This is a genomic window from Ruegeria sp. AWH4_226, assembly GCF_056159225.1.
Genome location: NZ_JBSWUU010000003.1, coordinates 495,250 through 515,724, shown reverse-complemented (window position 1 = coordinate 515,724; position 20,475 = coordinate 495,250). Strand labels below are relative to the sequence as shown.

Annotated in this window: 34 protein-coding genes and 1 pseudogene; 32 read left to right on the top strand and 3 right to left on the bottom strand. The window is 55.2% G+C overall.

All coding sequences use genetic code 11. From position 1 onward, the window contains the following. Window positions 1-73: 73 nt before the first annotated feature. Window positions 74-985, bottom strand: coding sequence for a hypothetical protein (locus tag ACXAET_RS20965; protein ID WP_475190154.1), 912 nt, complete (start codon window positions 983-985; stop codon window positions 74-76). A 238-nt stretch (window positions 986-1,223) separates the two neighbouring features. Between ACXAET_RS20965 and rpsJ the strand changes: the two genes are divergently transcribed. From rpsJ to ACXAET_RS20935, 6 genes and pseudogenes are all read left to right on the top strand, one after another. After that, window positions 1,224-1,538, top strand: a complete 315-nt coding sequence (rpsJ, locus tag ACXAET_RS20960) for a 30S ribosomal protein S10 (RefSeq protein WP_008756422.1) — start codon at window positions 1,224-1,226, stop codon at window positions 1,536-1,538. A gap of 18 nt (window positions 1,539-1,556) precedes the next feature. Next, window positions 1,557-2,291 (top strand): 50S ribosomal protein L3, encoded by a 735-nt coding sequence (gene rplC, locus ACXAET_RS20955; protein ID WP_475190152.1) that lies wholly within the window; start codon window positions 1,557-1,559, stop codon window positions 2,289-2,291. Continuing rightward, window positions 2,288-2,905: a 50S ribosomal protein L4 gene (gene rplD, locus ACXAET_RS20950; protein WP_170694153.1), complete on the top strand. Its 618-nt coding sequence runs from the start codon at window positions 2,288-2,290 to the stop codon at window positions 2,903-2,905. Before rplC ends, rplD begins: the two co-directional genes overlap by 4 nt. Beyond that, window positions 2,902-3,198 (top strand): 50S ribosomal protein L23, encoded by a 297-nt coding sequence (locus ACXAET_RS20945; protein ID WP_008757532.1) that lies wholly within the window; start codon window positions 2,902-2,904, stop codon window positions 3,196-3,198. The genes rplD and ACXAET_RS20945 overlap by 4 nt, the downstream gene beginning before the upstream one ends. A gap of 293 nt (window positions 3,199-3,491) precedes the next feature. Beyond that, window positions 3,492-4,121, top strand: coding sequence for a hypothetical protein (locus ACXAET_RS20940; protein ID WP_475190148.1), 630 nt, complete (start codon window positions 3,492-3,494; stop codon window positions 4,119-4,121). Beyond that, window positions 4,121-4,204, top strand: a pseudogene (locus tag ACXAET_RS20935) (50S ribosomal protein L23); the annotation flags it as partial. The gene ACXAET_RS20940 and the pseudogene ACXAET_RS20935, both read left to right, overlap by 1 nt. Window positions 4,205-4,268: 64 nt before the next feature. Here the strand turns inward: ACXAET_RS20935 and ACXAET_RS20930 are convergent. After that, a complete protein-coding gene (locus ACXAET_RS20930; protein WP_475190146.1) occupies window positions 4,269-4,748 on the bottom strand; it encodes a hypothetical protein in 480 nt (159 codons plus the stop codon). Window positions 4,749-5,316: 568 nt separating this feature from the next. On the opposite strand from ACXAET_RS20930, the gene ACXAET_RS20925 reads away from it, so the two are divergent. From ACXAET_RS20925 to ACXAET_RS20890, 8 genes are all read left to right on the top strand, one after another. Beyond that, window positions 5,317-5,982, top strand: a complete 666-nt coding sequence (locus tag ACXAET_RS20925) for a hypothetical protein (RefSeq protein WP_475190141.1) — start codon at window positions 5,317-5,319, stop codon at window positions 5,980-5,982. A gap of 220 nt (window positions 5,983-6,202) precedes the next feature. Further along, window positions 6,203-7,045 (top strand): 50S ribosomal protein L2, encoded by an 843-nt coding sequence (gene rplB, locus ACXAET_RS20920; RefSeq protein WP_008757664.1) that lies wholly within the window; start codon window positions 6,203-6,205, stop codon window positions 7,043-7,045. A 3-nt stretch (window positions 7,046-7,048) separates the two neighbouring features. Continuing rightward, the gene (gene rpsS / locus ACXAET_RS20915; RefSeq protein ID WP_005980699.1) at window positions 7,049-7,327 is read left to right on the top strand and encodes a 30S ribosomal protein S19; all 279 of its coding nucleotides are present in this window, start codon (window positions 7,049-7,051) and stop codon (window positions 7,325-7,327) included. Window positions 7,328-7,330: 3 nt separating this feature from the next. Further along, entirely contained in the window at window positions 7,331-7,711 is a 381-nt protein-coding gene (rplV, locus tag ACXAET_RS20910) for a 50S ribosomal protein L22 (RefSeq protein WP_039538267.1), read from the top strand. Next, window positions 7,711-8,421 (top strand): 30S ribosomal protein S3, encoded by a 711-nt coding sequence (rpsC, locus tag ACXAET_RS20905; protein WP_008758042.1) that lies wholly within the window; start codon window positions 7,711-7,713, stop codon window positions 8,419-8,421. The genes rplV and rpsC overlap by 1 nt, the downstream gene beginning before the upstream one ends. Before the next feature lie 12 nt (window positions 8,422-8,433). Further along, entirely contained in the window at window positions 8,434-8,847 is a 414-nt protein-coding gene (gene rplP, locus ACXAET_RS20900) for a 50S ribosomal protein L16 (protein WP_058283513.1), read from the top strand. 127 nt (window positions 8,848-8,974) lie between these two features. Next, window positions 8,975-9,376, top strand: coding sequence for a YybH family protein (locus tag ACXAET_RS20895; protein WP_475190132.1), 402 nt, complete (start codon window positions 8,975-8,977; stop codon window positions 9,374-9,376). Window positions 9,377-9,452: 76 nt separating this feature from the next. Next, a complete protein-coding gene (locus ACXAET_RS20890) occupies window positions 9,453-10,073 on the top strand; it encodes a 2OG-Fe(II) oxygenase family protein (RefSeq protein ID WP_475190130.1) in 621 nt (206 codons plus the stop codon). 107 nt (window positions 10,074-10,180) lie between these two features. Here the strand turns inward: ACXAET_RS20890 and ACXAET_RS20885 are convergent, their stop codons facing one another. After that, the gene (locus tag ACXAET_RS20885; RefSeq protein WP_475190125.1) at window positions 10,181-10,501 is read right to left on the bottom strand and encodes a hypothetical protein; all 321 of its coding nucleotides are present in this window, start codon (window positions 10,499-10,501) and stop codon (window positions 10,181-10,183) included. A 289-nt stretch (window positions 10,502-10,790) separates the two neighbouring features. On the opposite strand from ACXAET_RS20885, the gene rpmC reads away from it, so the two are divergent. The 18 genes from rpmC to rpsK all read left to right on the top strand — a co-directional run bounded on the left by rpmC (window position 10,791) and on the right by rpsK (window position 20,401). Then, entirely contained in the window at window positions 10,791-10,997 is a 207-nt protein-coding gene (rpmC, locus tag ACXAET_RS20880) for a 50S ribosomal protein L29 (protein WP_010437082.1), read from the top strand. 4 nt (window positions 10,998-11,001) lie between these two features. Then, the gene (gene rpsQ, locus ACXAET_RS20875; RefSeq protein WP_068340771.1) at window positions 11,002-11,232 is read left to right on the top strand and encodes a 30S ribosomal protein S17; all 231 of its coding nucleotides are present in this window, start codon (window positions 11,002-11,004) and stop codon (window positions 11,230-11,232) included. 76 nt (window positions 11,233-11,308) lie between these two features. Beyond that, window positions 11,309-11,677, top strand: a complete 369-nt coding sequence (gene rplN / locus ACXAET_RS20870) for a 50S ribosomal protein L14 (RefSeq protein WP_068340767.1) — start codon at window positions 11,309-11,311, stop codon at window positions 11,675-11,677. Window positions 11,678-11,679: 2 nt separating this feature from the next. Beyond that, entirely contained in the window at window positions 11,680-11,991 is a 312-nt protein-coding gene (rplX, locus tag ACXAET_RS20865; RefSeq protein WP_068340764.1) for a 50S ribosomal protein L24, read from the top strand. Further along, the gene (gene rplE / locus ACXAET_RS20860) at window positions 11,984-12,544 is read left to right on the top strand and encodes a 50S ribosomal protein L5 (protein WP_475190110.1); all 561 of its coding nucleotides are present in this window, start codon (window positions 11,984-11,986) and stop codon (window positions 12,542-12,544) included. Before rplX ends, rplE begins: the two co-directional genes overlap by 8 nt. A 19-nt stretch (window positions 12,545-12,563) precedes the next feature. Then, entirely contained in the window at window positions 12,564-12,869 is a 306-nt protein-coding gene (gene rpsN, locus ACXAET_RS20855; RefSeq protein ID WP_068340744.1) for a 30S ribosomal protein S14, read from the top strand. A 13-nt stretch (window positions 12,870-12,882) separates the two neighbouring features. After that, window positions 12,883-13,275: a 30S ribosomal protein S8 gene (gene rpsH, locus ACXAET_RS20850; RefSeq protein WP_039523381.1), complete on the top strand. Its 393-nt coding sequence runs from the start codon at window positions 12,883-12,885 to the stop codon at window positions 13,273-13,275. Between the two features lie 11 nt (window positions 13,276-13,286). After that, window positions 13,287-13,820, top strand: coding sequence for a 50S ribosomal protein L6 (gene rplF, locus ACXAET_RS20845; protein WP_475190098.1), 534 nt, complete (start codon window positions 13,287-13,289; stop codon window positions 13,818-13,820). 11 nt (window positions 13,821-13,831) lie between these two features. Beyond that, on the top strand, window positions 13,832-14,191 hold the full coding sequence (rplR, locus tag ACXAET_RS20840) for a 50S ribosomal protein L18 (protein ID WP_068340737.1): 360 nt from the start codon (window positions 13,832-13,834) through the stop codon (window positions 14,189-14,191). A gap of 172 nt (window positions 14,192-14,363) precedes the next feature. Continuing rightward, complete coding sequence (gene rpsE / locus ACXAET_RS20835) at window positions 14,364-14,942, top strand: 30S ribosomal protein S5 (protein ID WP_068340735.1); 579 nt, start codon at window positions 14,364-14,366, stop codon at window positions 14,940-14,942. A 12-nt stretch (window positions 14,943-14,954) separates the two neighbouring features. Beyond that, window positions 14,955-15,143: a 50S ribosomal protein L30 gene (gene rpmD, locus ACXAET_RS20830; RefSeq protein ID WP_008757946.1), complete on the top strand. Its 189-nt coding sequence runs from the start codon at window positions 14,955-14,957 to the stop codon at window positions 15,141-15,143. Between the two features lie 301 nt (window positions 15,144-15,444). Further along, window positions 15,445-15,660, top strand: coding sequence for a DUF1127 domain-containing protein (locus ACXAET_RS20825; RefSeq protein WP_475190090.1), 216 nt, complete (start codon window positions 15,445-15,447; stop codon window positions 15,658-15,660). A 172-nt stretch (window positions 15,661-15,832) separates the two neighbouring features. Further along, complete coding sequence (locus tag ACXAET_RS20820; protein WP_475190086.1) at window positions 15,833-16,693, top strand: hypothetical protein; 861 nt, start codon at window positions 15,833-15,835, stop codon at window positions 16,691-16,693. Window positions 16,694-16,837: 144 nt separating this feature from the next. Continuing rightward, entirely contained in the window at window positions 16,838-17,311 is a 474-nt protein-coding gene (gene rplO, locus ACXAET_RS20815) for a 50S ribosomal protein L15 (RefSeq protein ID WP_475190081.1), read from the top strand. A gap of 109 nt (window positions 17,312-17,420) precedes the next feature. Beyond that, the gene (gene secY / locus ACXAET_RS20810) at window positions 17,421-18,785 is read left to right on the top strand and encodes a preprotein translocase subunit SecY (protein ID WP_475190078.1); all 1,365 of its coding nucleotides are present in this window, start codon (window positions 17,421-17,423) and stop codon (window positions 18,783-18,785) included. Beyond that, window positions 18,782-19,426, top strand: a complete 645-nt coding sequence (locus ACXAET_RS20805; protein ID WP_475190076.1) for an adenylate kinase — start codon at window positions 18,782-18,784, stop codon at window positions 19,424-19,426. Before secY ends, ACXAET_RS20805 begins: the two co-directional genes overlap by 4 nt. 201 nt (window positions 19,427-19,627) lie before the next feature. After that, complete coding sequence (rpsM, locus tag ACXAET_RS20800) at window positions 19,628-19,996, top strand: 30S ribosomal protein S13 (RefSeq protein WP_068340723.1); 369 nt, start codon at window positions 19,628-19,630, stop codon at window positions 19,994-19,996. A 15-nt stretch (window positions 19,997-20,011) separates the two neighbouring features. Next, a complete protein-coding gene (rpsK, locus tag ACXAET_RS20795; protein WP_475190073.1) occupies window positions 20,012-20,401 on the top strand; it encodes a 30S ribosomal protein S11 in 390 nt (129 codons plus the stop codon). Window positions 20,402-20,475: the final 74 nt, after the last annotated feature.

Below are 20,475 nucleotides of genomic sequence, written 5' to 3'. Positions count from 1 at the left end.
CACGGTGGGCCGAGTTTCAGCCCGGTACATCGGTAAGACTAAAGAAGGCCGCTCCCTCGGGGCGGCCTTTTTCCTAGAGTTTCGGTGAAAAGAAGATCTTACGGTTTTCATCTTCATGAAGGTCAAAATAGGCCATCACGATGTCGGTGTCTTGGACGACTTCGGACTCGAAACTAAAGGGAAGGTGATCAAAATTAATTTCGGCGCAGACCGCAGAAAAATCCTTATCGTAGCAATCTTGCAAAGCTTTCAAATTCGACGACGGGAAACTGTTTTTAAATTCTTTGTTAAACTCAGGCTGAAAAAAACGGATCAAAGAAGCTTCGAACAGGGTAACTCTTTCTGCTTCCGATGTGTCGAAAAGCTTATCCAAGCTTGCTTCGATACGAGCCTCACCCGAGAATGAGTCATCTGCGTGAGGGTTGAACATGATTGCTTGTCTGTTTCCGGCTTGAATTCCAAGCATGAATACATACAAATTGTGGTCTTTCGGAATGCCGTGAATTGCGATTTTTTGAAGGGTCTCATGCTTCTTGAGGCGATCTATCGCGTTTCTTGAACCGTCTTTGCCGAAGGCTTGCCCCACATATTTGACTTTGAATACCATTTTGCCGCTTTGGTGCTTCAATGCCGTTTGAATTAGTTCGTTTGGCGGCCATGATTTATTGCCGTCAGAACCTAGGACAAACCAATCGTCGTGTGACTTTTTCAGTTGCGCCCCTTGGGGCATTTCTAAACTCACGGTTTCCTCTGCTCCGCTAACACGAAACGTAAGGACAAGGCTAACGTTGTCCTGTGTGGCGTCGACAAGTTCAATAACAGGAAGGAAACCAATCATATAGATATGGCACTTGCTTATTGCGAAGCTGAGTTGTTCCAAGGCTCTTTTGTCGTAAATACCTTTCGCCGGCAAAAATGCGAAATCATCGGCATACATCAAGAGGGCGCTTTCTACGTCAAATGCTTTACCTTTGGAAATGTTCATTTGGTTATCCTGCCTTTGGATGCGTATTGTGCTTGGAAGACAATATCCTCAAGGTTCTGCGTGTTCCACAGACATCACACCATTTCCCCCTTGCCAAACCTCACCAACCCCACTATCACGCGCGAGTTCTCGATAAGAACGTCAAGGCGGGGTGATTCCCGCCTTTTGGGTTCGATGAGGGTTGGCGATGCGCGTCTGTCCTCCTCTCAACTCCAACGCCTGATAAAAGGCTGTTAATATGCAAAGCCAAAACATCCGTATTCGGCTGAAGGCATTTGACTATCGCGTTCTGGATGCCAGCACGCAAGAGATCGTCAACACTGCCAAGCGGACCGGCGCGAACGTGCGCGGCCCGATCCCGCTGCCGAACAAGATTGAGAAGTTCACGGTTCTCCGTGGCCCTCACGTTGACAAGAAATCCCGCGACCAGTTCGAGATCCGTACGCACAAGCGTCTGCTCGACATCGTTGATCCGACCCCCCAGACCGTGGACGCGCTGATGAAGCTCGACCTGGCTGCTGGTGTGGATGTCGAGATCAAGCTGCAGTCGTAAGATCGGAGGGTATAGATTATGCGCTCTGGTATTATCGCTAAAAAAGTTGGCATGACCCGCCTGTTCATGGAAGACGGCAAGCAGATTCCTGTGACCGTTCTTCACCTGGACAACCTGCAGGTCGTTGCACAGCGCACCGCTGACAAAGACGGCTACACCGCCGTTCAGCTGGGCGCCGGTGCTGCCAAGGCAAAACGCACCTCGAAGGCCATGCGCGGTCACTATGCCGCTGCAAAGGTCGAGCCTAAGCGTAAGCTGGCCGAGTTCCGCGTCTCCGAAGATGGCCTGATTGATGTGGGCGCCGAGATTTCGGCAGAACACTTCCTGGAAGGTCAGAAGGTTGACGTTTCGGGCACCTCGATCGGTAAAGGCTTTGCTGGTGCGATGAAGCGCTGGAACTTCGGTGGTCTGCGCGCCTCGCACGGTGTGTCGATCAGCCACCGTTCGCACGGCTCAACGGGTCAGTGTCAGGACCCGGGCAAGGTGTTCAAAGGCAAGAAGATGGCCGGTCACATGGGTGCTGCCCGTGTTACCACCCAGAACCTGGAAGTCGTCAAAACCGACGCCGACCGGAACCTGGTCTTCATCAAAGGCGCCGTTCCCGGACCGAAATCGGGCTGGGTTACCGTCAAGGACGCCGTGAAGAAGAAAGCACCGGAAGGCCTGCCTTTCCCGGCTGCTGTGAAATCGGCTGCAACTGAAGCGACCGAAGCTCCTGCGGAAGAAGCTCCCGCGGAAGGTGGTGAAGCATGAAACTTGATGTAATCAAACTGGACGGCGGCAAAGCCGGCAACATCGAGCTGGATGCAGACCTGTTCGGCCTTGAGCCGCGCGCGGACATTCTGCACCGTGTGGTCCGTTGGCAGCGCAACAACGCGCAGGCCGGCACTCACAAGGTCAAGACCCGCTCGGAAACCAGCTACTCGACCAAGAAGATCTATCGCCAGAAGGGCACCGGTGGCGCACGCCATGGTGACCGCAACGCGCCGATCTTCCGCAAGGGTGGTATCTACAAGGGCCCGACCCCTCGTTCGCACGGCCACGACCTGCCGAAGAAGTTCCGCAAGCTTGGCCTGCGCCACGCTCTGTCGGCAAAAGCCAAGGCAGGTGAACTGGTTGTGATCGAGAACGCCGAAGCTGAAGGCAAGACCGCCGCTCTGGCCAAACAGGTTGCAAACCTGGGCTGGAAACGCGCTTTGGTCATCGACGGCGCGACCGTGAACGAAGGGTTCCTGAAAGCGTCCAAGAACATCGAAGGTCTGGATATCCTGCCGTCGATGGGCGCAAACGTCTATGACATCCTCAAGCGTGACACCCTGGTGCTCACCAAGGCGGCTGTCGAAGCACTGGAGGCTCGTCTAAAATGAGCGCGAAGGCAGAACACTACGACGTGATCCGCAAGCCGATCATCACCGAAAAGTCGACCATGGCGTCTGAGAACGGCGCGGTTGTCTTTGAAGTGGCGATCGACAGCAACAAGCCGCAGATCAAAGAGGCCGTTGAGGCACTGTTTGGTGTGAAGGTCAAAGCGGTGAACACCACCGTGACCAAAGGCAAGGTCAAGCGGTTCCGCGGCCAGTTGGGTCGTCGGAAAGACGTCAAGAAAGCATATGTGACCCTCGAAGAGGGCAACACTATCGACGTGAGCACCGGTCTCTGATCGCAGTCATCGTTGGAAGAAAGCAAAGCCCCCGCGAGAGCGGGGGTTTTTTGTTTCGAACTTGTTCTGAATGTGTAGGCTTAGATCGCGCACAAGACCGTTCGAAGGTTCGCTAAACGTCTGATTTTCTAGTTGATCAGTCTTACTATACGGCAATTCAGCGTAAATGACCTGTAAGCGTCACCTCAACCTTCGACCCTCAAGCTATGGTCACAGTCACTGTTGGCATTACATTTAATACAATGGATAAGTCAGAAACAAAGCCGCAAGGTCAGCCAGAATACAGGTCTCTGATGGGACGCTTGCTGCGTCTAATCAAGACCTCGGGGAACCATTCCATCAGTGCTGTCGACATTTCAGAGGTTGAAACTGCGCGAAGCCAGGTACTGGACAAGATGCGTGCGTTCAGCGCAGAACCCTATTTTCAGATTGCTGATGAAAAGCTGGGGCTATTGTCGGTTTTTGATGATCTGAAATATGATCGCGCGGATGTGGACATGATCTCTCCGGCGATGCGCAAGCATGTCATTGGTAAACTTGGCCCGCTGGGGTTTCGCCAGACCTCGGGCACGGTGTTAGAACAGTCGCAAGCCGATTTGCGCGTTCACATCCCCAAATTCCATGCCCTCGGCGCGTCGCCCTTTGATATCGCGCGCTACACCGAGAAACGCCGGCAGGATTACTGCTTGCTGACGCCCACACAGGTGGCTTGTCAGTACGTGGACCACTATGAACTGGACGAGGCCGTACAACGGACCGAGGCGCTGATTGCGAAGCACCCGATCAACCTGCTCAAACTGGCGGACTATCTGGAAGGCAAACCCAAACACCGCGCCTTTCGCGAGGTGCTGGGCCATATCAAACTCAAGCAGCGAGTTGCGGTGGAGTCCGAGCCGCTGTGCCGTAGGAGGTCTTTGGGCTGAAGCTTGACCTTCGGAAAGACGTCAAAAAAGCATATGTGACCCTGGAAGAGGGTAACACCATCGACGTGTCCACCGGTCTCTGATCGAACCCGTCTTTGGAGAGAGATAAAGGCCCCCGCGAAAGTGGGGTTTTTTTTAACGCGGATGTCACCATGTAATCAGGCGCACTTTGCAATCGGTGCCTTGAAAATGGGCGAAGTTTTGAAGACGCGTCATCAGCCAGAGCGTGTTCACGTTCAGGTCCCGTGGTGCGCCAAGAGTTTTTTCACCCAAATCTGATTGGAGTTGTTCAAACAACTTTGGTGTCCGGTCCCTGCGCACCAACCCGTGATCCTTATGCCAGATAAAGGTGAAAAGCGCTGGCCCGTCGTGGTCAGGCCAAACTGTACCATAGGTAGCGGTTTCAGTTGTGCGTATCGGAAAAATATCGCGCCCAATGATGGTGCCGTCGCTTTGCCTGAGTACGGCCATGGGAAAAAAATATGGGCGGCTGAAATCTGCATAAGCTTCGTAGCTGAGGTTGGCCCCGCTGGGTAGTTGCACGCAGGTGCCGAATTTCTTCGAATAGAGTGCAGCAAGCGCCAGTATGCTAAACGTCGCAAGCAATAGGATAGTTGCCAGTAGCAAAAGAGTTCCTCTAAGGAATACTCCCAACATCTAATAGCGGCTCATATACGGATCAATGTGGAAGTGGTCTGTCACCATAGGGGACCATTCGGGCGCTTTGTTCGGACAGCTTTGTGCGTGATTACTTAAGAAACAATAAATGTTGCCGGGAATTGTGTTTGGTTTGATCTAAAGCCGCGCCAGCGAGTGCCCGTGGGATGGCGCCGCCACGGGTGATAAGTGCGCTTTATGGTGCCAAATACATCCGAATTCCTGCCGAGGCGCAAACCTCCCCAAAGCGCCAGCCCGCCGGGACGGGCAGTCGCTGGCGCGGCGGCCTTCGGCCTTGTCCCGCGCTTGGGTGAGCAATTGCAGGGGTTCCAAGAAACCATATGTACCTCAAAACAGGTAACACTTAAGGCAACTCGACTAGATGCTGATCGAAGCGTATTGGGAGAATGATACACAAATACAGCCTGTAGTTGAATGAAGTAAGTGGTTGTTGAGTGCTGGTCCGTCAAGCTACGGAGGGGTTGCGCTTGATTTACGCGTGCCGCTATTGCTGCCTTGTCAATTTCTAGAGGTTAAGATGCAAAGCGTTGATTTAAGCCCGTTCTCTTACGGCATTTTGGCACTTACAAATCCGAGTGAGTGGCCAAACGAAGAAGAGTGCGATGAATTTTCCCATCTGGTTACTGGCAAGTCGGCTTATGTTTGGCCGCTTGTTTTCGCGGCGTATGCTTGGCATTTGGAGGGGCGTAAGGGCGTTGTGTTTCCTAAAGAAATTGAGCGAATCGACACCTACTTAGGCAGGTACTTCAGGAATTTTCTTGAAGAGAACCCTGTAGATTTCTCCAATGCAGGAAGCCAATATGTGCGCTCAAAACCCGGATCATTTCAAGCGATTAGGAAGGACTTTGGAACGCCAGCCAAAAATCTTCAGATTCCTGAAGCTGAAAGACGTCTGACTCTGGAACTCCGTTTGCTTGAGGAAAGGGGACTAATAGTTGACCCGTTCTCCGTGAGTCTTGCTGGTTTGACGATAGCGGTTCTCGGTGCGGTGCCATTTTCTTTTACAAAGAGAACTGGCTTGGGCGATGAAAAGTACCTCCAAATTAAGGCGATGCTGTGGGAGTTCGAAAGCTTAAGCGACGAAGAGAAAAGGGAAGTTCGGTTTCATTTTTTTATGGAGAAAGCTATTAAGCAGCTGAAAAAGCACCTTGCACTTCTCACCACAGATGATGGAGAGACCTAAGGGAGCACGCAGTTTGCTAATTCGCAAGTAAACAGTGTGTCGACTATAGACACCCACCCCCAACCCTGCTACACGCTCCCAATCTTGCGGCCTCGGAATCGTTCCGGGGCCTCTGATATTTGTAACCGGGGACCTTCGGGGCCCTATACCCTTGGCACCTACGGGGGCCTATCACATAGCGGGGAAACCCCTCGCACTTGCTAAACGGAAGACAGAAAGCATGGCACTCAAGTCGTACAAGCCGACGACGCCGGGCCAGCGCGGGCTGGTGCTGATCGACCGTTCGGAGCTTTGGAAAGGACGTCCGGTCAAGTCTCTCACTGAGGGTTTGACCAAATCGGGCGGCCGGAACAACACCGGACGGATCACTTCACGCCGCCGCGGCGGTGGCGCAAAGCGTCTCTACCGGATCGTTGACTTCAAACGGAACAAATTTGATGTGGCGGCAACCGTCGAGCGGATCGAATATGACCCGAACCGGACCGCATTCATCGCACTGGTAAAATACGAAGACGGCGAGCAGGCATATATCCTGGCTCCGCAGCGTCTGGCTGTTGGTGACAAAGTCGTGGCATCCGCCAAGGCCGACATCAAGCCGGGCAACGCAATGCCGTTCTCGGGCATGCCAATCGGTACCATCGTCCACAATATCGAGATGAAGCCTGGCAAAGGCGGTCAGATCGCACGTGCGGCCGGTACCTACGCTCAGTTCGTTGGTCGCGATGGCGGCTACGCTCAGATCCGTCTGAGCTCGGGCGAGCTGCGCATGGTCCGTCAGGAATGCATGGCCACCGTTGGTGCCGTGTCCAACCCCGACAACTCGAACCAGAACCTCGGTAAGGCCGGCCGTATGCGCCACAAAGGCGTTCGTCCGTCGGTTCGTGGTGTTGCAATGAACCCGATCGATCACCCGCACGGTGGTGGTGAAGGTCGTACCTCGGGTGGCCGTACGCCGGTTACTCCGTGGGGTAAGGACACCAAGGGTAAGCGTACCCGTAACAAGAACAAAGCGTCCCAGAAGCTGATCATCCGCTCGCGGCACGCCAAGAAGAAGGGACGTTAATCTATGTCTCGCTCTGTTTGGAAGGGTCCTTTCGTCGATGCTTACGTGCTGAAAAAAGCCGAAGCAGCGCGCGAGTCGGGCCGCAACGAAGTCATCAAAATCTGGTCGCGTCGTTCCACCATTCTGCCCCAGTTCGTGGGTCTGACCTTTGGTGTGTACAACGGCCAGAAGCATATCCCCGTCAACGTCTCGGAAGACATGATCGGTCAGAAGTTCGGTGAATACTCGCCGACCCGCACCTATTATGGCCACGCCGCAGACAAAAAAGCGAAGCGGAAGTAAGTCATGGGCAAGGAAAAGAACCCCCGCCGCGTGGCTGAAAACGAAGCAATGGCGAAAACGCGCATGCTTCGCACCAGCCCGCAGAAACTGAACCTGGTTGCGCAAATGATCCGCGGCAAGAAAGTTGAGAAGGCTCTGACCGACCTGACTTTCAGCAACAAGCGTGTCGCGCAGGACGTTAAGAAGTGCCTGCAGTCCGCAATCGCGAATGCCGAAAACAACCACAACCTGGACGTTGACGAGCTGATCGTCGCCGAAGCCTGGGTTGGCAAAAACCTGGTCATGAAGCGCGGTCGTCCGCGTGCCCGTGGCCGTTTCGGCAAGATCATGAAGCCGTTCTCGGAGATCACCATCAAGGTGCGTCAAGTTGAGGAGCAAGCCTAATGGGTCATAAAGTAAATCCGATCGGCATGCGCCTGCAGGTTAACCGCACCTGGGACAGCCGCTGGTACGCCGACACCAAGGACTACGGTGATCTTCTGCTGGAAGACCTCAAGATCCGTGAGTTCATCAACAAAGAGTGCAAGCAGGCCGGTGTTGCCCGTGTGATCATCGAACGTCCGCACAAGAAGTGCCGCGTCACGATCCACACAGCACGTCCCGGTGTCATCATCGGCAAGAAAGGTGCAGACATCGAAGTTCTGCGCAAAAAGCTTGCTCGTATGACCGACAGCGAACTGCACCTGAACATCGTCGAAGTGCGCAAGCCCGAGCTTGACGCGCAGCTGGTTGCCGAGTCCATCGCTCAGCAGCTGGAGCGCCGCGTCTCGTTCCGCCGCGCAATGAAGCGCTCGGTTCAGAACGCCATGCGCATGGGCGCCCTGGGTATCCGGGTGAACGTTGCTGGCCGTCTGGGCGGCGCCGAAATCGCACGGACCGAGTGGTACCGCGAAGGCCGCGTGCCTCTGCACACCCTGCGTGCCGACATCGATTACGCACATGCCGAAGCGATGACTCCTTACGGGATCATCGGGATCAAGGTCTGGATCTTCAAAGGTGAGATCATGGAGCACGATCCGCAGGCACGTGACCGTAAAGCACAGGAACTCCAGGACGGCCCTGCACCTCGTGGTGCTGGTGGCGGTCGTCGCTAAGGAGGGAAAGATATGCTTCAACCAAAGCGTACTAAATTCCGCAAGATGCACAAAGGCCGGATCAAGGGTCTCGCCAAGGGCGGCTCTGATCTGAACTTTGGCACCTACGGCCTGAAAGCTCTTGAGCCTGAGCGTGTGACTGCACGCCAGATCGAAGCTGCACGTCGTGCCATGACGCGTCACATGAAGCGTCAGGGCCGTGTTTGGATCCGCATCTTCCCCGACACTCCGGTCACGGCTAAGCCGATCGAAGTTCGTATGGGTAAAGGTAAAGGTTCGGTCGACCGTTGGGCATGCAAGGTCAAGCCTGGCCGCGTAATGTTCGAGATCGACGGCGTCAATGACGACATCGCCCGCGAGGCCCTGCGCCTGGCTGCGATGAAGCTGCCGATCAAGACCCGCGTTGTGGTCCGCGAAGACTGGTAAGCCTGTCTTTCGACTAAGTCAGAAAACCCCGCCGATCCGGTGGGGTTTTTTTGTTTTTTGGGTCGTTTGAGTTACGCTCCGTTCAAGTTCACGGTTTCACAATTGAGTTCAAACAAGGAGTTGCCAAATGGTTTCCAAATCAGAGGTTGAAGCGATTGATGATGGCTTCTTTGAAGCGTTGAGCGCGCTTTTCAAAGGCGATGTCGGACCGATGGAAGCGTTCTGGTCGCATGCGGATGACGTCGTGTATATGGGGCCGTCCGCCGATCTTTTTCACGTTGGATGGAAAGTGACCGATCAGGATTGGGTGGCGCAGGGGCAGGCGCATCTGGGCGGGTCGATCAAGGTTCTCAAAAGGCATGTTGTGGTAGGCGATAGCCTTGCAACCGTTCATCACGTCGCAGAAGCCTCGGGGCAGGGCGAAAGTGCCAGCGTCCGGCTACGCGGCACGAATGTCTATCGCAACGAAGGCGGGGCTTGGAAACTGATCGCGCATCACTCTGATCCTCTGCCTTATATTGATTTGTGATATCGGGAACTTCTTCGGAGTAGCGGCGAGCGCATCAGCTATCGCACCTTGATGCTAATTGCGTTAAGGGACGCCCATGCCACAGATTGAATCACTCTTCGTAACCCGTCTCTATCGCGCAGCTTTGTCCGAATTCGATCCGAAGATCGAAGCGGGAGAGTTGGAAAGCTCTTGCCTTGTCATCGCCGAGGATGACGAGGCCGGGCAGGAATGGTGTGAAGAGAACGGTTACCCCGGCTATACCAGCTATGCCTCGCTGACCGATCTACCCTGGCGGTTCCCGATCTTCTCCGATTTGGTCAAAGCGCTGGATCAACATGTAGCGGCTTTTGCCAAGGATCTGGAGTTCGATCTGGGCGAGGGCGCGCTGAAGCTGGAGGATATCTGGATCAATATCCTGCCTGAAGGGGGCATGCATTCCAGCCACCTGCATCCGCACAGCGTGATCTCGGGTACGACCTATGTGGCCATGCCTGACGGTGCCAGCGCGTTGAAGCTAGAGGACCCGCGTTCAGGCCGCATGATGGCCGCGCCGACGCGCCAAAAGGGCGGACGGCGGGATTTGCAGCCGTTCATCTATATGAAACCGCAGGTGGGCGATGTCCTACTATGGGAAAGCTGGCTGCGCCACGAGGTGCCGATGAACATGGCCGAGGACGAGCGGATCAGTGTCAGCTTTAACTACAAGTGGGAATAGCATTTCCGAGCGATCCAAAGATGCTTCAGAGATCGCTCGGAAAAAATGGTAATGGATTAGGCAGTTACATCGCCGTTACTTTTGCTAAACCGGCTCGAATCACAGATTCAATTGATACCGCAGTTTTTTTGTGACTGGCGCTTTGTTTTTTTCATTTGGTTTACGGTTTTGTTTTGGGATTGCTTGAGCGCAAGCATCTCCTTTTCTCGCGATTCCCCATAATACATTGCCTGCGCCCACAATTCGTAAAGTTCCCGGGACATGTTCTTCTGGGCGATACCCGCTAAGCAGAGGCACTGTTCGACGGACATACCGTTCAAACGGCTGTCAGCATTCGCCTTGTTGCAAACCTTGTCACCGGAAATTGCTTGGGCTTGCGCGGAACCTGCAATTAATGCCAGAGCAGTGGCTAAGAGTACATTTTTCATTACGTTACTCACTTTGAAATAACATTTGCGGTACCTAGCTACTTGTGCTGTTTTGGTCGTGCAAGCTATAAGTGAACACACAGAAAGCAACTCGCGTCCGGCCCAGGCTTCACGAACATTGTGCACCTGCCGAAACTTTCCCTTGCCACCTACCCCTCAAACCCTTATACGGCGGCATCCTGCGGTCTCCCGGCGTTGTCGGGCGATTCGTATGTCTATCATTCATCCACCAGGTCCAAGGTGACCCTGCAAGGGGGCCTTCTGGTGTTTTGAGCAAAGGAAAAAGGCGATGAACGCCCAAGAACTGCGTGACAAAACCCCGGACCAGCTCCGCGAGGAACTGGCCAACCTGAAGAAAGAAAGCTTTAACCTGCGCTTTCAACAGGCAACCGGTCAGCTGGAAAACACTGCTGGTATCAAAGCGGCCCGCCGCAATGCTGCCCGTGTCAAAACCATTCTGAACGAAAAGGCCGCTGCTGCGGCATCCGAGGAGTAATCAGATGCCCAAGCGTATCCTGCAAGGCACCGTGACCAGCGACGCCAATGAACAGACAGTAACCGTATCCGTCGAGCGCCGCTTTACGCATCCGGTTCTGAAGAAAACTATCCGTAAGTCCAAGAAATACCGGGCTCACGATGAAAAGAACGCCTTCAAGGTCGGTGACACAGTCCGCATCATCGAATGCGCACCGAAATCGAAGACGAAACGTTGGGAGGTTCTGGAGGCGTAAGCCACCAGGACTTTTCCATTTGTCGAAACCCTGGGGGACCTAAACAGAACAGCCCCCACAGGTCGGGAGAAACCACATGATCCAGATGCAGACCAATCTGGATGTTGCTGACAACTCCGGCGCACGCCGAGTTCAGTGCATCAAGGTCCTGGGTGGTTCCAAGCGTAAATACGCCTCCGTTGGCGACGTCATTGTCGTCTCGGTGAAGGAAGCCATCCCGCGCGGCCGCGTAAAGAAAGGGGACGTCCGTAAGGCCGTCGTCGTACGCACCGCCAAGGAAGTCCGTCGCGAAGACGGCACCGCGATCCGTTTCGATCGCAACGCTGCCGTCATTCTGAACAACAACAATGAGCCGATCGGTACCCGTATCTTTGGCCCCGTTGTTCGTGAACTGCGCGGCAAGAATTTCATGAAAATCATCTCGCTGGCTCCGGAGGTGCTGTAATCATGGCTGCTAAACTCCGCAAAGGCGACAAGGTCGTCGTGCTGGCCGGCAAGGACAAAGGCAAAGAGGGAACCATTTCCTCGGTCGATCCGAAAGCCGGTAAAGCTGTTGTCGAAGGCATCAACATTGCCATCCGTCACACCCGTCAGTCGCAAACCTCGCAAGGTGGTCGCCTGCCTCAGGCAAACCCGATCGAGCTGTCGAACCTGGCGCTGCTGGACAAAAACGGCAAAGCAACCCGCGTTGGCTTCCGCATGGAAGGTGACAAGAAAGTTCGCTTCGCCAAGACCACAGGGGACGTGATCGATGCTTGATAACGCAACCTACACCCCGCGTCTGAAAGCTCAGTACGCTGAAACCATCCGTGCCGCTCTGAAAGAAGAGTTCGGCTACAAGAACGACATGCAGCTGCCCAAGCTGGACAAAATCGTTCTGAACATCGGTTGTGGTGCCGAAGCCGTGAAAGATTCGAAGAAAGCGAAAGCTGCCGTCGAAGATCTGACTGCGATTGCTGGTCAACAGGCGGTTGCAACCAAGGCGAAGAAATCGATCGCGGGTTTCCGCGTCCGTGAAGATATGCCGCTGGGCGCGAAAGTGACCCTGCGCGGCGACCGGATGTATGAATTCCTGGATCGTCTGATCACCATCGCGCTGCCGCGCGTTCGTGACTTCCGCGGTGTGAAACCGTCTTTCGATGGTCAGGGCAACTTTGCCATGGGTATGAAAGAGCACATCGTGTTCCCGGAAATCGATTTCGACAAAGTCGACGAAGTCTGGGGCATGGACATCGTAATTGCCACCACAGCGAAAACCGACGCTGAAGCAAAGGCACTGTTGAAAGCATTCAACATGCCGTTCAACGCATAAGCGCCGGGAGGATTGAGACATGGCTAAAAAAGCAATGATCGAACGCGAGAAGAAGCGCGAACGCCTGGTGGCCAAATATGCCGCAAAGCGTGCCGAGCTGAAAGAAATCGCGAATGACGAGAGCCGCCCGATGGAAGAGCGTTTCAAGGCGCGTCTGAAACTGGCGAAACTGCCGCGCAACAGCTCGGCCACCCGTCTGCACAACCGTTGTCAGCTGACCGGTCGTCCCCACGCTTACTACCGTAAGCTGAAGGTCAGCCGTATCGCGCTGCGCGAGCTGGGTTCTGCCGGTCAGATCCCCGGCATGGTGAAATCGAGCTGGTAAGGGAGACATAGATATGAATGATCCTATCGGCGATATGCTCACCCGTATCCGCAACGCGCAAATGCGCGGCAAGTCCACCGTTTCCACTCCGGCATCCAAGCTGCGCGGTTGGGTTCTGGACGTGCTGGCGGACGAAGGCTACATCCGCGGCTATGAAAAGACGACCGGCGAAAACGGTCATCCGGCCATCGAAATCAGCCTGAAATACTACGAAGGCACCCCTGTTATTCGTGAGCTGAAGCGGGTCTCAAAACCCGGTCGTCGCGTTTACATGGGCGTCAATGACATCCCGCAGGTCCGTCAGGGTCTGGGTGTGTCGATTGTCAGCACTCCGAAAGGTGTGATGTCGGACCAGAACGCTCGCTCCAACAATGTTGGCGGCGAAGTGCTCTGCACCGTCTTCTAAGGAGGTCTGCAATGTCTCGTATTGGTAAAAAACCGGTCGAGCTGCCCAGCGGCGTTTCTGCCTCTGTGTCTGGCCAGACCATCGAAGTCAAAGGTCCGAAAGGTACCCGCAGCTTCACCGCGACCGACGACGTAACGCTGTCGGTTGAAGACAACGTGGTCAAAATCGACCCCCGTGGCATGTCCAAGCGGGCGCGCCAGCAGTGGGGCATGAGCCGCACCATGGTTGCCAATCTGATTGAAGGCGTGACCAACGGCTTCAAGAAAGAGCTGGAGATCCAGGGTGTTGGTTACCGGGCTCAGATGCAGGGCAACACCCTGAAGCTGAACCTGGGCTACAGCCACGATGTTGATTTCGTTGCTCCGGAAGGTGTCACCATCACCGCACCGAAGCAGACTGAAGTCGTTGTGGAAGGTATCGACCAGCAGCTGGTTGGCGAAGTTGCGGCCAAGATCCGCGACTGGCGCCGTCCCGAGCCGTACAAAGGCAAGGGTATCCGTTATAAGGGCGAGTTCATCTTCCGCAAGGAAGGCAAGAAGAAGTAAGGACGAACACAATGGCAAATAGCAAAAGAACCCTGTTTCTGAAGCGCCGCCTGCGCGTTCGGAACAAACTTCGCAAGGTCAACGCGGGTCGCCCGCGTCTGTCCGTGCATCGTTCGAACAAGAACATTTCTGTTCAGCTGATCGACGATGTGCGTGGCGTGACCCTGGCTTCGGCCTCGAGCCTGGAAAAAGATCTGGGCGTTGTTGGCAAGAACAACATCGAAGCGGCCACCAAAGTGGGCGCGGCCATCGCCGAGCGTGCAAAGAAGGCAGGCGTCGAAGAGGCCTATTTCGATCGTGGCGGCTTTTTGTTCCACGGCAAGGTGAAGGCTCTGGCCGACGCTGCGCGTGACGGTGGTCTGAAGATCTAAGACTAAGCGCATCCCGAAAAGTGGGAACCGGTTTTCGGATCAGGATGCGCGATATCAAAGATTGAGGGCGGGTTTCGATCCGCCCCGATGATCCGGGGGCCTCGGCAATGCCGAGGCTCACTTGGATTGAATAAAACGGCGCTGATGCGCCACATGAGAAAAGGGATGCCAAATGGCAGAACGTGAAAACCGTCGGGGCCGTGGCCGCGACCGTGAAGAAACACCGGAATTTGCAGATCGTCTGGTCGCAATCAACCGTGTGTCGAAAACCGTAAAAGGTGGTAAGCGCTTTGGCTTCGCCGCTCTGGTGGTTGTCGGTGATCAGAAAGGCCGCGTGGGCTTTGGCAAAGGTAAAGCGAAAGAAGTACCTGAGGCCATCCGCAAGGCAACTGAACAAGCCAAGCGTCAGATGATCCGCGTTCAACTGCGCGAAGGTCGGACCCTGCACCACGACATGACAGGCCGTCACGGCGCCGGTAAAGTGGTTATGCGCACCGCACCTGAAGGTACCGGTATCATCGCCGGTGGTCCGATGCGTGCCGTGTTCGAAATGCTGGGCGTCAAGGACGTTGTGTCCAAGTCGCTGGGCTCGCAGAACCCGTACAACATGATCCGCGCCACGATCAATGGCCTGCAAAAAGAGCAGAGCCCGCGTTCGGTTGCGGCACGTCGTGGTAAAAAAGTTGCCGACATCCTGCCCAAGCGGGACGAAGCGCCTGCCGCCGACGCGCCTGCTGAAGCTGAAGCGTAAGGAGAGCACGTCATGGCAAAAACAATCGTCGTCAAGCAGATCGGTTCTCCGATTCGCCGCCCCGCTGAACAGCGCGCGACCCTGATCGGTCTCGGCCTGAACAAGATGCACAAGACCCGTGAGCTGGAAGATACGCCTTCCGTTCGCGGCATGGTCAACAAGATCCCGCACCTGGTAGAGATCATCGAAGAGCGCGGCTAAGCGCCACTCCTTCGAAGCAAAAGAAACGCCTCCGATCCGTTCGGGGGCGTTTTTGTTTGCAGCACGCCGGTCACCGCGTTGATCAGGACCCGAGGACGCGACTTTTCAACCGGGTGCCCGAGATCAATTGAGGTGCATATCGGCGGATCAAAAAATACAAAGCCGGCCATTCCCTTGGCGCATAGCGGCTAGACCGAAACTTCAGTTGTTAGCGGTATCCGACATGCCTATCTGATCGCTGTCCCCATAACGGAACAGAAATAACCCGGAGAATTCGCTCCGGTCAGGAAAGGACTCTCTTATGGCATATACTGCAACATCTTTTGGTCGCGGTTTCAGCGTCACTGCCAGCCTCCGCAAATTCGTTGCACAGGTGAGGAAATCGTGTGCGTTGCGTGCTGAGTACAGCCGCACATACCTTGAGCTGCAAGGTCTGACAGATCGCGAGCTGAACGATATCGGCGTGCGTCGCTGCGACATAAAGGACATCGCACGCGATCACACCTTCTGTTCGTGAATTTGCGAACTTTGTCGTTTACCCAGAGACGCCAGTTGGCGTCTCTTTTTGTCTTGGCGCCAATCGCGCAACGGAAAAGGAATTTTTTGCAAGCGGGATTGTGACGTCACGCTGTATCAGGCAAATGCTATTGAGACAGCATAGACGCATCAATCCAACGGTAACATCTTTTATGGCGCGAGAGTATCAGATCGGAATGCTGTGGGTCGACGGTCCGCTGAGCTTTCTCGAGCAACTGTGTATCAAATCTTTCTTGGATGTTGGTCAAAGTGTGCGCCTTTACACTTACGGCAACGTAACGAACATTCCTGACGGTGTAGAACAAAGGGACGCGCGTGAAGTTCTGCCGGATTCCGAGTTCGTCACCCATAGCAGAACCGGCAGCCCCGCGCCGCATTCGGATAAATTTCGATACCGGATGTTGGCGCAGGAGCCTGATCTGATCTGGGCGGATACGGATGCTTATTGCCTGAAACCATTCACGACACCGGACGGTCATTACTATGGGTATCTCGAAGGTGAGGTGGCCAATGGCGTGCTTGCGCTGCCGCAAGATAGTGAAACGCTGGGTAAACTGATTGAATTTACCCGCGATCCCTACCGTATTCTTCCCTGGATGCCCCCGCGTCACCGCAAACCGCTGGAAGAAGCTGAGAGAAATGGAACCCCAGTGAACGTTCCCGAGGTGTTTTGGGGCGCGTGGGGGCCCAAGGCGCTTACTTGGGCGCTACGGCAGACGGGTGAGATCAAACACACGTTGCCTGAGCACGTTTTCTATCCTCTAAACTACACGCGTCGGCGCGCTCTGGCACGGCCGGGTGCCGGAGTTTACCGGTTCATGCACGAGGATACGGTCTCGATCCATCTGTACGGCCGACGAATGCGGGCCATCATGCACAACAGGTACGGCGGCAAGCCACACCCCGACAGCCTAATCGGTAAGTTGGTTGAAAAACATGGCATCGACCCGCTTGCAGCACCGGTCCAGCCGCATGACGGGGCGGAGGAGAGCGTGGACAGCGTCGAGGAGTGATATTGGTGTTGGCTGTGGGCTTGCCAAGCGGGAACAGTGGGCTTATACGCCTCCGGTGGACTTCGGTCCCACAGAATCAAAATCAAGAAACGCCGTGGTTGACCCATTACGCTTCGGGGTCATATCCGGCTTAGGAGAAGCGATATGAAACTGCATGAATTGCGCGACAATCCAGGCGCCTCACCGAAACGGACACGTGTTGGCCGTGGTCCCGGTTCGGGCAAAGGTAAGATGGGTGGCCGTGGTATCAAAGGCCAGAAATCCCGTTCGGGTGTCGCTATCAACGGCTATGAAGGCGGCCAGATGCCGCTGTATCAGCGTCTGCCCAAGCGTGGCTTCAACAAGCCAAACCGCAAGGCATTTGCCGTTATCAATCTGGGTTTGATCCAGAAATTCGTCGACGCCGGCAAGCTGGATGCCAAAGCTGCGATCACCGAAGATGTACTGGTTGCATCCGGACTGGTCCGTCGCAAGCTGGACGGTATCCGCGTTTTGGCCAAGGGTGAAATCAGTGCAAAACTGAACTTGGAAGTGACAGGTGCTTCGAAAGCTGCCGTTGCGGCGGTTGAGAAAGCGGGCGGTTCACTGACGGTCACAAAAGCCGCTGCGGCAGAGTAAGCGCTTGTGAGCGGGGCAAGACCCGCTTACATAGACGTCAGAGTTTTCCCAAACGCCGCCCGAGCCGGAAAACGGTTCCGGGCGGCGTTTACATAAGAGAGACCGATTAATGGTATCAGCAGCAGAACAAATGGCAGCCAATACAAGCTGGTCTGCCCTGGGAAAAGCCACCGATCTGCGCAACCGCATCCTGTTTACGCTGGGTTTGCTGATCGTCTATCGCCTGGGCACCTTTATTCCGGTGCCTGGGATTGACGGTCAGGCCCTGCGTGAGTTCATGGAGCAGGCGGGGCAGGGCATCGGCGGCATGGTTTCGATGTTCACCGGTGGGGCACTTGGGCGAATGGGTATATTTGCCCTTGGTATCATGCCCTACATTTCTGCCTCGATCATCGTGCAGCTGCTGACCTCGATGGTTCCCGCGCTCGAACAACTCAAGAAAGAGGGCGAGCAGGGCCGCAAGAAAATCAACCAATATACCCGTTTCGGTACCGTGGCATTGGCGACCGTGCAGTCTTACGGTCTGGCCGTTTCGTTGGAATCGGGTGATCTTGCGACAGATCCGGGCCTGTTTTTCCGAATGTCGACCATGATCACTCTGGTCGGTGGTACAATGTTCCTGATGTGGCTGGGTGAACAGATCACCGCGCGCGGCATCGGCAACGGCATCTCTCTGATCATCTTTGTGGGCATCATCGCCGAAGTTCCGGCTGCATTGGCGCAGTTCTTTGCCTCGGGTCGGTCCGGTGCAATCAGCCCCGCCGTGATCGTTGGCGTGATCGTGATGGTCATTGCCGTAATCACGTTCGTGGTGTTCATGGAAAGGGCTTTGCGAAAAATCCACATTCAGTATCCGCGCCGACAAGCCGGTATGAAAGTGTATGAGGGTGGTTCAAGCCATCTACCCGTCAAAGTGAATCCGGCAGGCGTGATCCCGGCGATTTTTGCAAGTTCACTGCTGCTGCTGCCGGTCACGATCTCAACCTTCTCGTCCGGTGCGACCAGTGGTCCGGTGATGTCGTGGCTGTTGGCGAACTTTGGCCCCGGTCAGCCGCTGTATCTGTTGTTCTTTGCAACAATGATCGTCTTCTTCGCCTATTTCTATACGTTCAACGTATCGTTCAAGCCGGACGATGTGGCAGACAACCTTAAAAAGCAAAATGGCTTTGTGCCGGGTATCCGCCCAGGCAAGAAGACCTCGGAATATCTGGAATACGTGGTGAACCGCGTGCTGGTGTTGGGCTCGGCCTATCTGGCAGCTGTTTGTCTGTTGCCTGAAATCCTTCGGAACCAGTTTGCGATCCCGTTCTATTTCGGCGGCACCTCGGTTCTGATTATCGTCTCTGTGACCATGGATACGATCCAACAGGTTCAGAGCCACCTTCTGGCGCATCAATACGAAGGGCTGATTGAAAAGTCCCAACTACGCGGCAAAGGTAAGAAACGCGGCAGGAAGGGACCCGCTCGTCGATGAATATCATTCTCCTTGGCCCCCCGGGGGCCGGTAAAGGGACGCAGGCGCGCCACCTCGTTGAAACTCGCGGCATGGTTCAGTTGAGCACTGGCGACATGTTGCGTGAGGCCAAGACGTCAGGCACCGAGATGGGCAAGAAGGTTGCGGCGATCATGGACGCGGGCAAGCTGGTTACCGATGAAATCGTGATCGGCCTGATCGAAGAGAAGCTGACCTCGGAAACCGGCGCTGGCTTTATCTTTGATGGCTTCCCGCGCACCTTGGCACAAGCTGACGCGCTGGCGGCGTTGCTGGCGAAATTGGGTCAGTCGCTGCATACCGTGATCGAGATGCGCGTTGATGATGAAGCGCTGGTTCGGCGTATCACGGCGCGCTCGACCTGTGGCGGATGTGGTGAAGTCTACAACGATATCACCAAGCCAATTCCGGCTGATGGTAAATGCACCAATTGCGGTAAGGAAAATGACTTCCAGCGTCGCGCAGACGACAACGAAGACAGCCTGCGTACACGCCTTATGGAATACTACAAAAAGACTTCGCCGTTGATTGGCTATTACTATGCTAAAGGCGACCTGCGTCCTGTGGATGGACTGGCCAGCATCGAAGAAGTTACCGCCTCGATCGAGGCGATTTTGGGCTGACTGCGTGTTGGGGCTTGACGGCCCCTTCAAAAGTACATATCGACCCACATCCCTATGGGAATCATGATTGCGTGCGGGATTCGTCCGGCGCGCTTTAACCACCTCGTACAAATGCTGGACCCTCTGGCCTCACTGCCACGGTCAAGTGTTGTGAAAAAAGGTTCTGGAGCTACGGAACCGCAACAAAAAGGAAAGTGACACGTGGCACGTATTGCCGGCGTAAACATCCCGACTGCCAAACGGGTACCTATCGCCCTCACATATATCACCGGTATCGGCAACACCTCGGCCAAAGCGATTTGCGAAGCCGTGGGCATTGAAGCGTCTCGTCGCGTCAATGAACTGTCGGATGCCGAAGTTCTGGCCATCCGCGAACATATCGATGCCAACTACACCGTTGAAGGTGACCTGCGTCGTGAAGTTCAGATGAACGTCAAGCGCCTGATGGACCTGGGCTGCTATCGCGGTCTGCGTCACCGCCGCAACCTGCCGGTTCGCGGTCAGCGTACCCACACCAACGCACGTACCCGCAAAGGCCCCGCAAAGGCCATTGCCGGTAAGAAGAAATAAGGGAGGGTCTGACTGATGGCACGTGACAAGACACGCATTAAGCGTAAAGAGCGTAAGAACATCGCATCGGGCGTTGCCCATGTGAACTCGACCTTCAACAACACCAAGATCCTGATCTCGGATGTGCAGGGCAACGCGATCTCGTGGTCGTCCGCTGGCACCATGGGTTTCAAGGGATCGCGGAAGTCGACGCCCTACGCCGCTCAGATGGCTGCAGAAGACGCAGGCAAGAAGGCGCAGGAACATGGCGTCAAGACGCTCGAAGTCGAAGTTCAGGGCCCCGGTTCGGGTCGTGAATCAGCACTGCGCGCGCTGGCTGCCGTAGGCTTCAACATCACGTCGATCCGCGACGTGACGCCGATGGCGCACAACGGCTGCCGTCCGCCTAAGCGCCGCCGTGTGTAAGGAATTTTGAATTGAGCTGGGGCCCGCGTTTTTGCACGGCCCCAGCACGTCATTTTAAACCTCGGGCGTCTGCA

Excerpts from the sequence above, each read along its gene's own strand:
- rplE (WP_475190110.1), top strand. The coding sequence starts at position 11,984 with ATGCTTGATAACGCAACCTACACCCCGCGTCTGAAAGCTCAGTACGCT.
- ACXAET_RS20825 (WP_475190090.1), top strand. The coding sequence starts at position 15,445 with ATGGCATATACTGCAACATCTTTTGGTCGCGGTTTCAGCGTCACTGCC.
- ACXAET_RS20940 (WP_475190148.1), top strand. The coding sequence starts at position 3,492 with ATGGGACGCTTGCTGCGTCTAATCAAGACCTCGGGGAACCATTCCATC.
- ACXAET_RS20805 (WP_475190076.1), top strand. The coding sequence starts at position 18,782 with ATGAATATCATTCTCCTTGGCCCCCCGGGGGCCGGTAAAGGGACGCAG.
- rpsN (WP_068340744.1), top strand. The coding sequence starts at position 12,564 with ATGGCTAAAAAAGCAATGATCGAACGCGAGAAGAAGCGCGAACGCCTG.
- rplB (WP_008757664.1), top strand. The coding sequence starts at position 6,203 with ATGGCACTCAAGTCGTACAAGCCGACGACGCCGGGCCAGCGCGGGCTG.
- rpsK (WP_475190073.1), top strand. The coding sequence starts at position 20,012 with ATGGCACGTGACAAGACACGCATTAAGCGTAAAGAGCGTAAGAACATC.
- ACXAET_RS20820 (WP_475190086.1), top strand. The coding sequence starts at position 15,833 with ATGGCGCGAGAGTATCAGATCGGAATGCTGTGGGTCGACGGTCCGCTG.
- rplD (WP_170694153.1), top strand. The coding sequence starts at position 2,288 with ATGAAACTTGATGTAATCAAACTGGACGGCGGCAAAGCCGGCAACATC.
- rpsE (WP_068340735.1), top strand. The coding sequence starts at position 14,364 with ATGGCAGAACGTGAAAACCGTCGGGGCCGTGGCCGCGACCGTGAAGAA.
- rplV (WP_039538267.1), top strand. The coding sequence starts at position 7,331 with ATGGGCAAGGAAAAGAACCCCCGCCGCGTGGCTGAAAACGAAGCAATG.
- rpmD (WP_008757946.1), top strand. The coding sequence starts at position 14,955 with ATGGCAAAAACAATCGTCGTCAAGCAGATCGGTTCTCCGATTCGCCGC.
- rplF (WP_475190098.1), top strand. The coding sequence starts at position 13,287 with ATGTCTCGTATTGGTAAAAAACCGGTCGAGCTGCCCAGCGGCGTTTCT.
- ACXAET_RS20965 (WP_475190154.1), bottom strand. The coding sequence starts at position 985 with ATGAACATTTCCAAAGGTAAAGCATTTGACGTAGAAAGCGCCCTCTTG.
- secY (WP_475190078.1), top strand. The coding sequence starts at position 17,421 with ATGGTATCAGCAGCAGAACAAATGGCAGCCAATACAAGCTGGTCTGCC.
- rpsH (WP_039523381.1), top strand. The coding sequence starts at position 12,883 with ATGAATGATCCTATCGGCGATATGCTCACCCGTATCCGCAACGCGCAA.
- rplR (WP_068340737.1), top strand. The coding sequence starts at position 13,832 with ATGGCAAATAGCAAAAGAACCCTGTTTCTGAAGCGCCGCCTGCGCGTT.
- rpsC (WP_008758042.1), top strand. The coding sequence starts at position 7,711 with ATGGGTCATAAAGTAAATCCGATCGGCATGCGCCTGCAGGTTAACCGC.
- rpsS (WP_005980699.1), top strand. The coding sequence starts at position 7,049 with ATGTCTCGCTCTGTTTGGAAGGGTCCTTTCGTCGATGCTTACGTGCTG.
- rplX (WP_068340764.1), top strand. The coding sequence starts at position 11,680 with ATGGCTGCTAAACTCCGCAAAGGCGACAAGGTCGTCGTGCTGGCCGGC.
- rpmC (WP_010437082.1), top strand. The coding sequence starts at position 10,791 with ATGAACGCCCAAGAACTGCGTGACAAAACCCCGGACCAGCTCCGCGAG.
- rplP (WP_058283513.1), top strand. The coding sequence starts at position 8,434 with ATGCTTCAACCAAAGCGTACTAAATTCCGCAAGATGCACAAAGGCCGG.
- rplN (WP_068340767.1), top strand. The coding sequence starts at position 11,309 with ATGATCCAGATGCAGACCAATCTGGATGTTGCTGACAACTCCGGCGCA.
- rplC (WP_475190152.1), top strand. The coding sequence starts at position 1,557 with ATGCGCTCTGGTATTATCGCTAAAAAAGTTGGCATGACCCGCCTGTTC.
- rpsQ (WP_068340771.1), top strand. The coding sequence starts at position 11,002 with ATGCCCAAGCGTATCCTGCAAGGCACCGTGACCAGCGACGCCAATGAA.
- ACXAET_RS20945 (WP_008757532.1), top strand. The coding sequence starts at position 2,902 with ATGAGCGCGAAGGCAGAACACTACGACGTGATCCGCAAGCCGATCATC.
- rpsJ (WP_008756422.1), top strand. The coding sequence starts at position 1,224 with ATGCAAAGCCAAAACATCCGTATTCGGCTGAAGGCATTTGACTATCGC.
- ACXAET_RS20925 (WP_475190141.1), top strand. The coding sequence starts at position 5,317 with ATGCAAAGCGTTGATTTAAGCCCGTTCTCTTACGGCATTTTGGCACTT.
- ACXAET_RS20890 (WP_475190130.1), top strand. The coding sequence starts at position 9,453 with ATGCCACAGATTGAATCACTCTTCGTAACCCGTCTCTATCGCGCAGCT.
- rplO (WP_475190081.1), top strand. The coding sequence starts at position 16,838 with ATGAAACTGCATGAATTGCGCGACAATCCAGGCGCCTCACCGAAACGG.
- ACXAET_RS20885 (WP_475190125.1), bottom strand. The coding sequence starts at position 10,501 with ATGAAAAATGTACTCTTAGCCACTGCTCTGGCATTAATTGCAGGTTCC.
- ACXAET_RS20895 (WP_475190132.1), top strand. The coding sequence starts at position 8,975 with ATGGTTTCCAAATCAGAGGTTGAAGCGATTGATGATGGCTTCTTTGAA.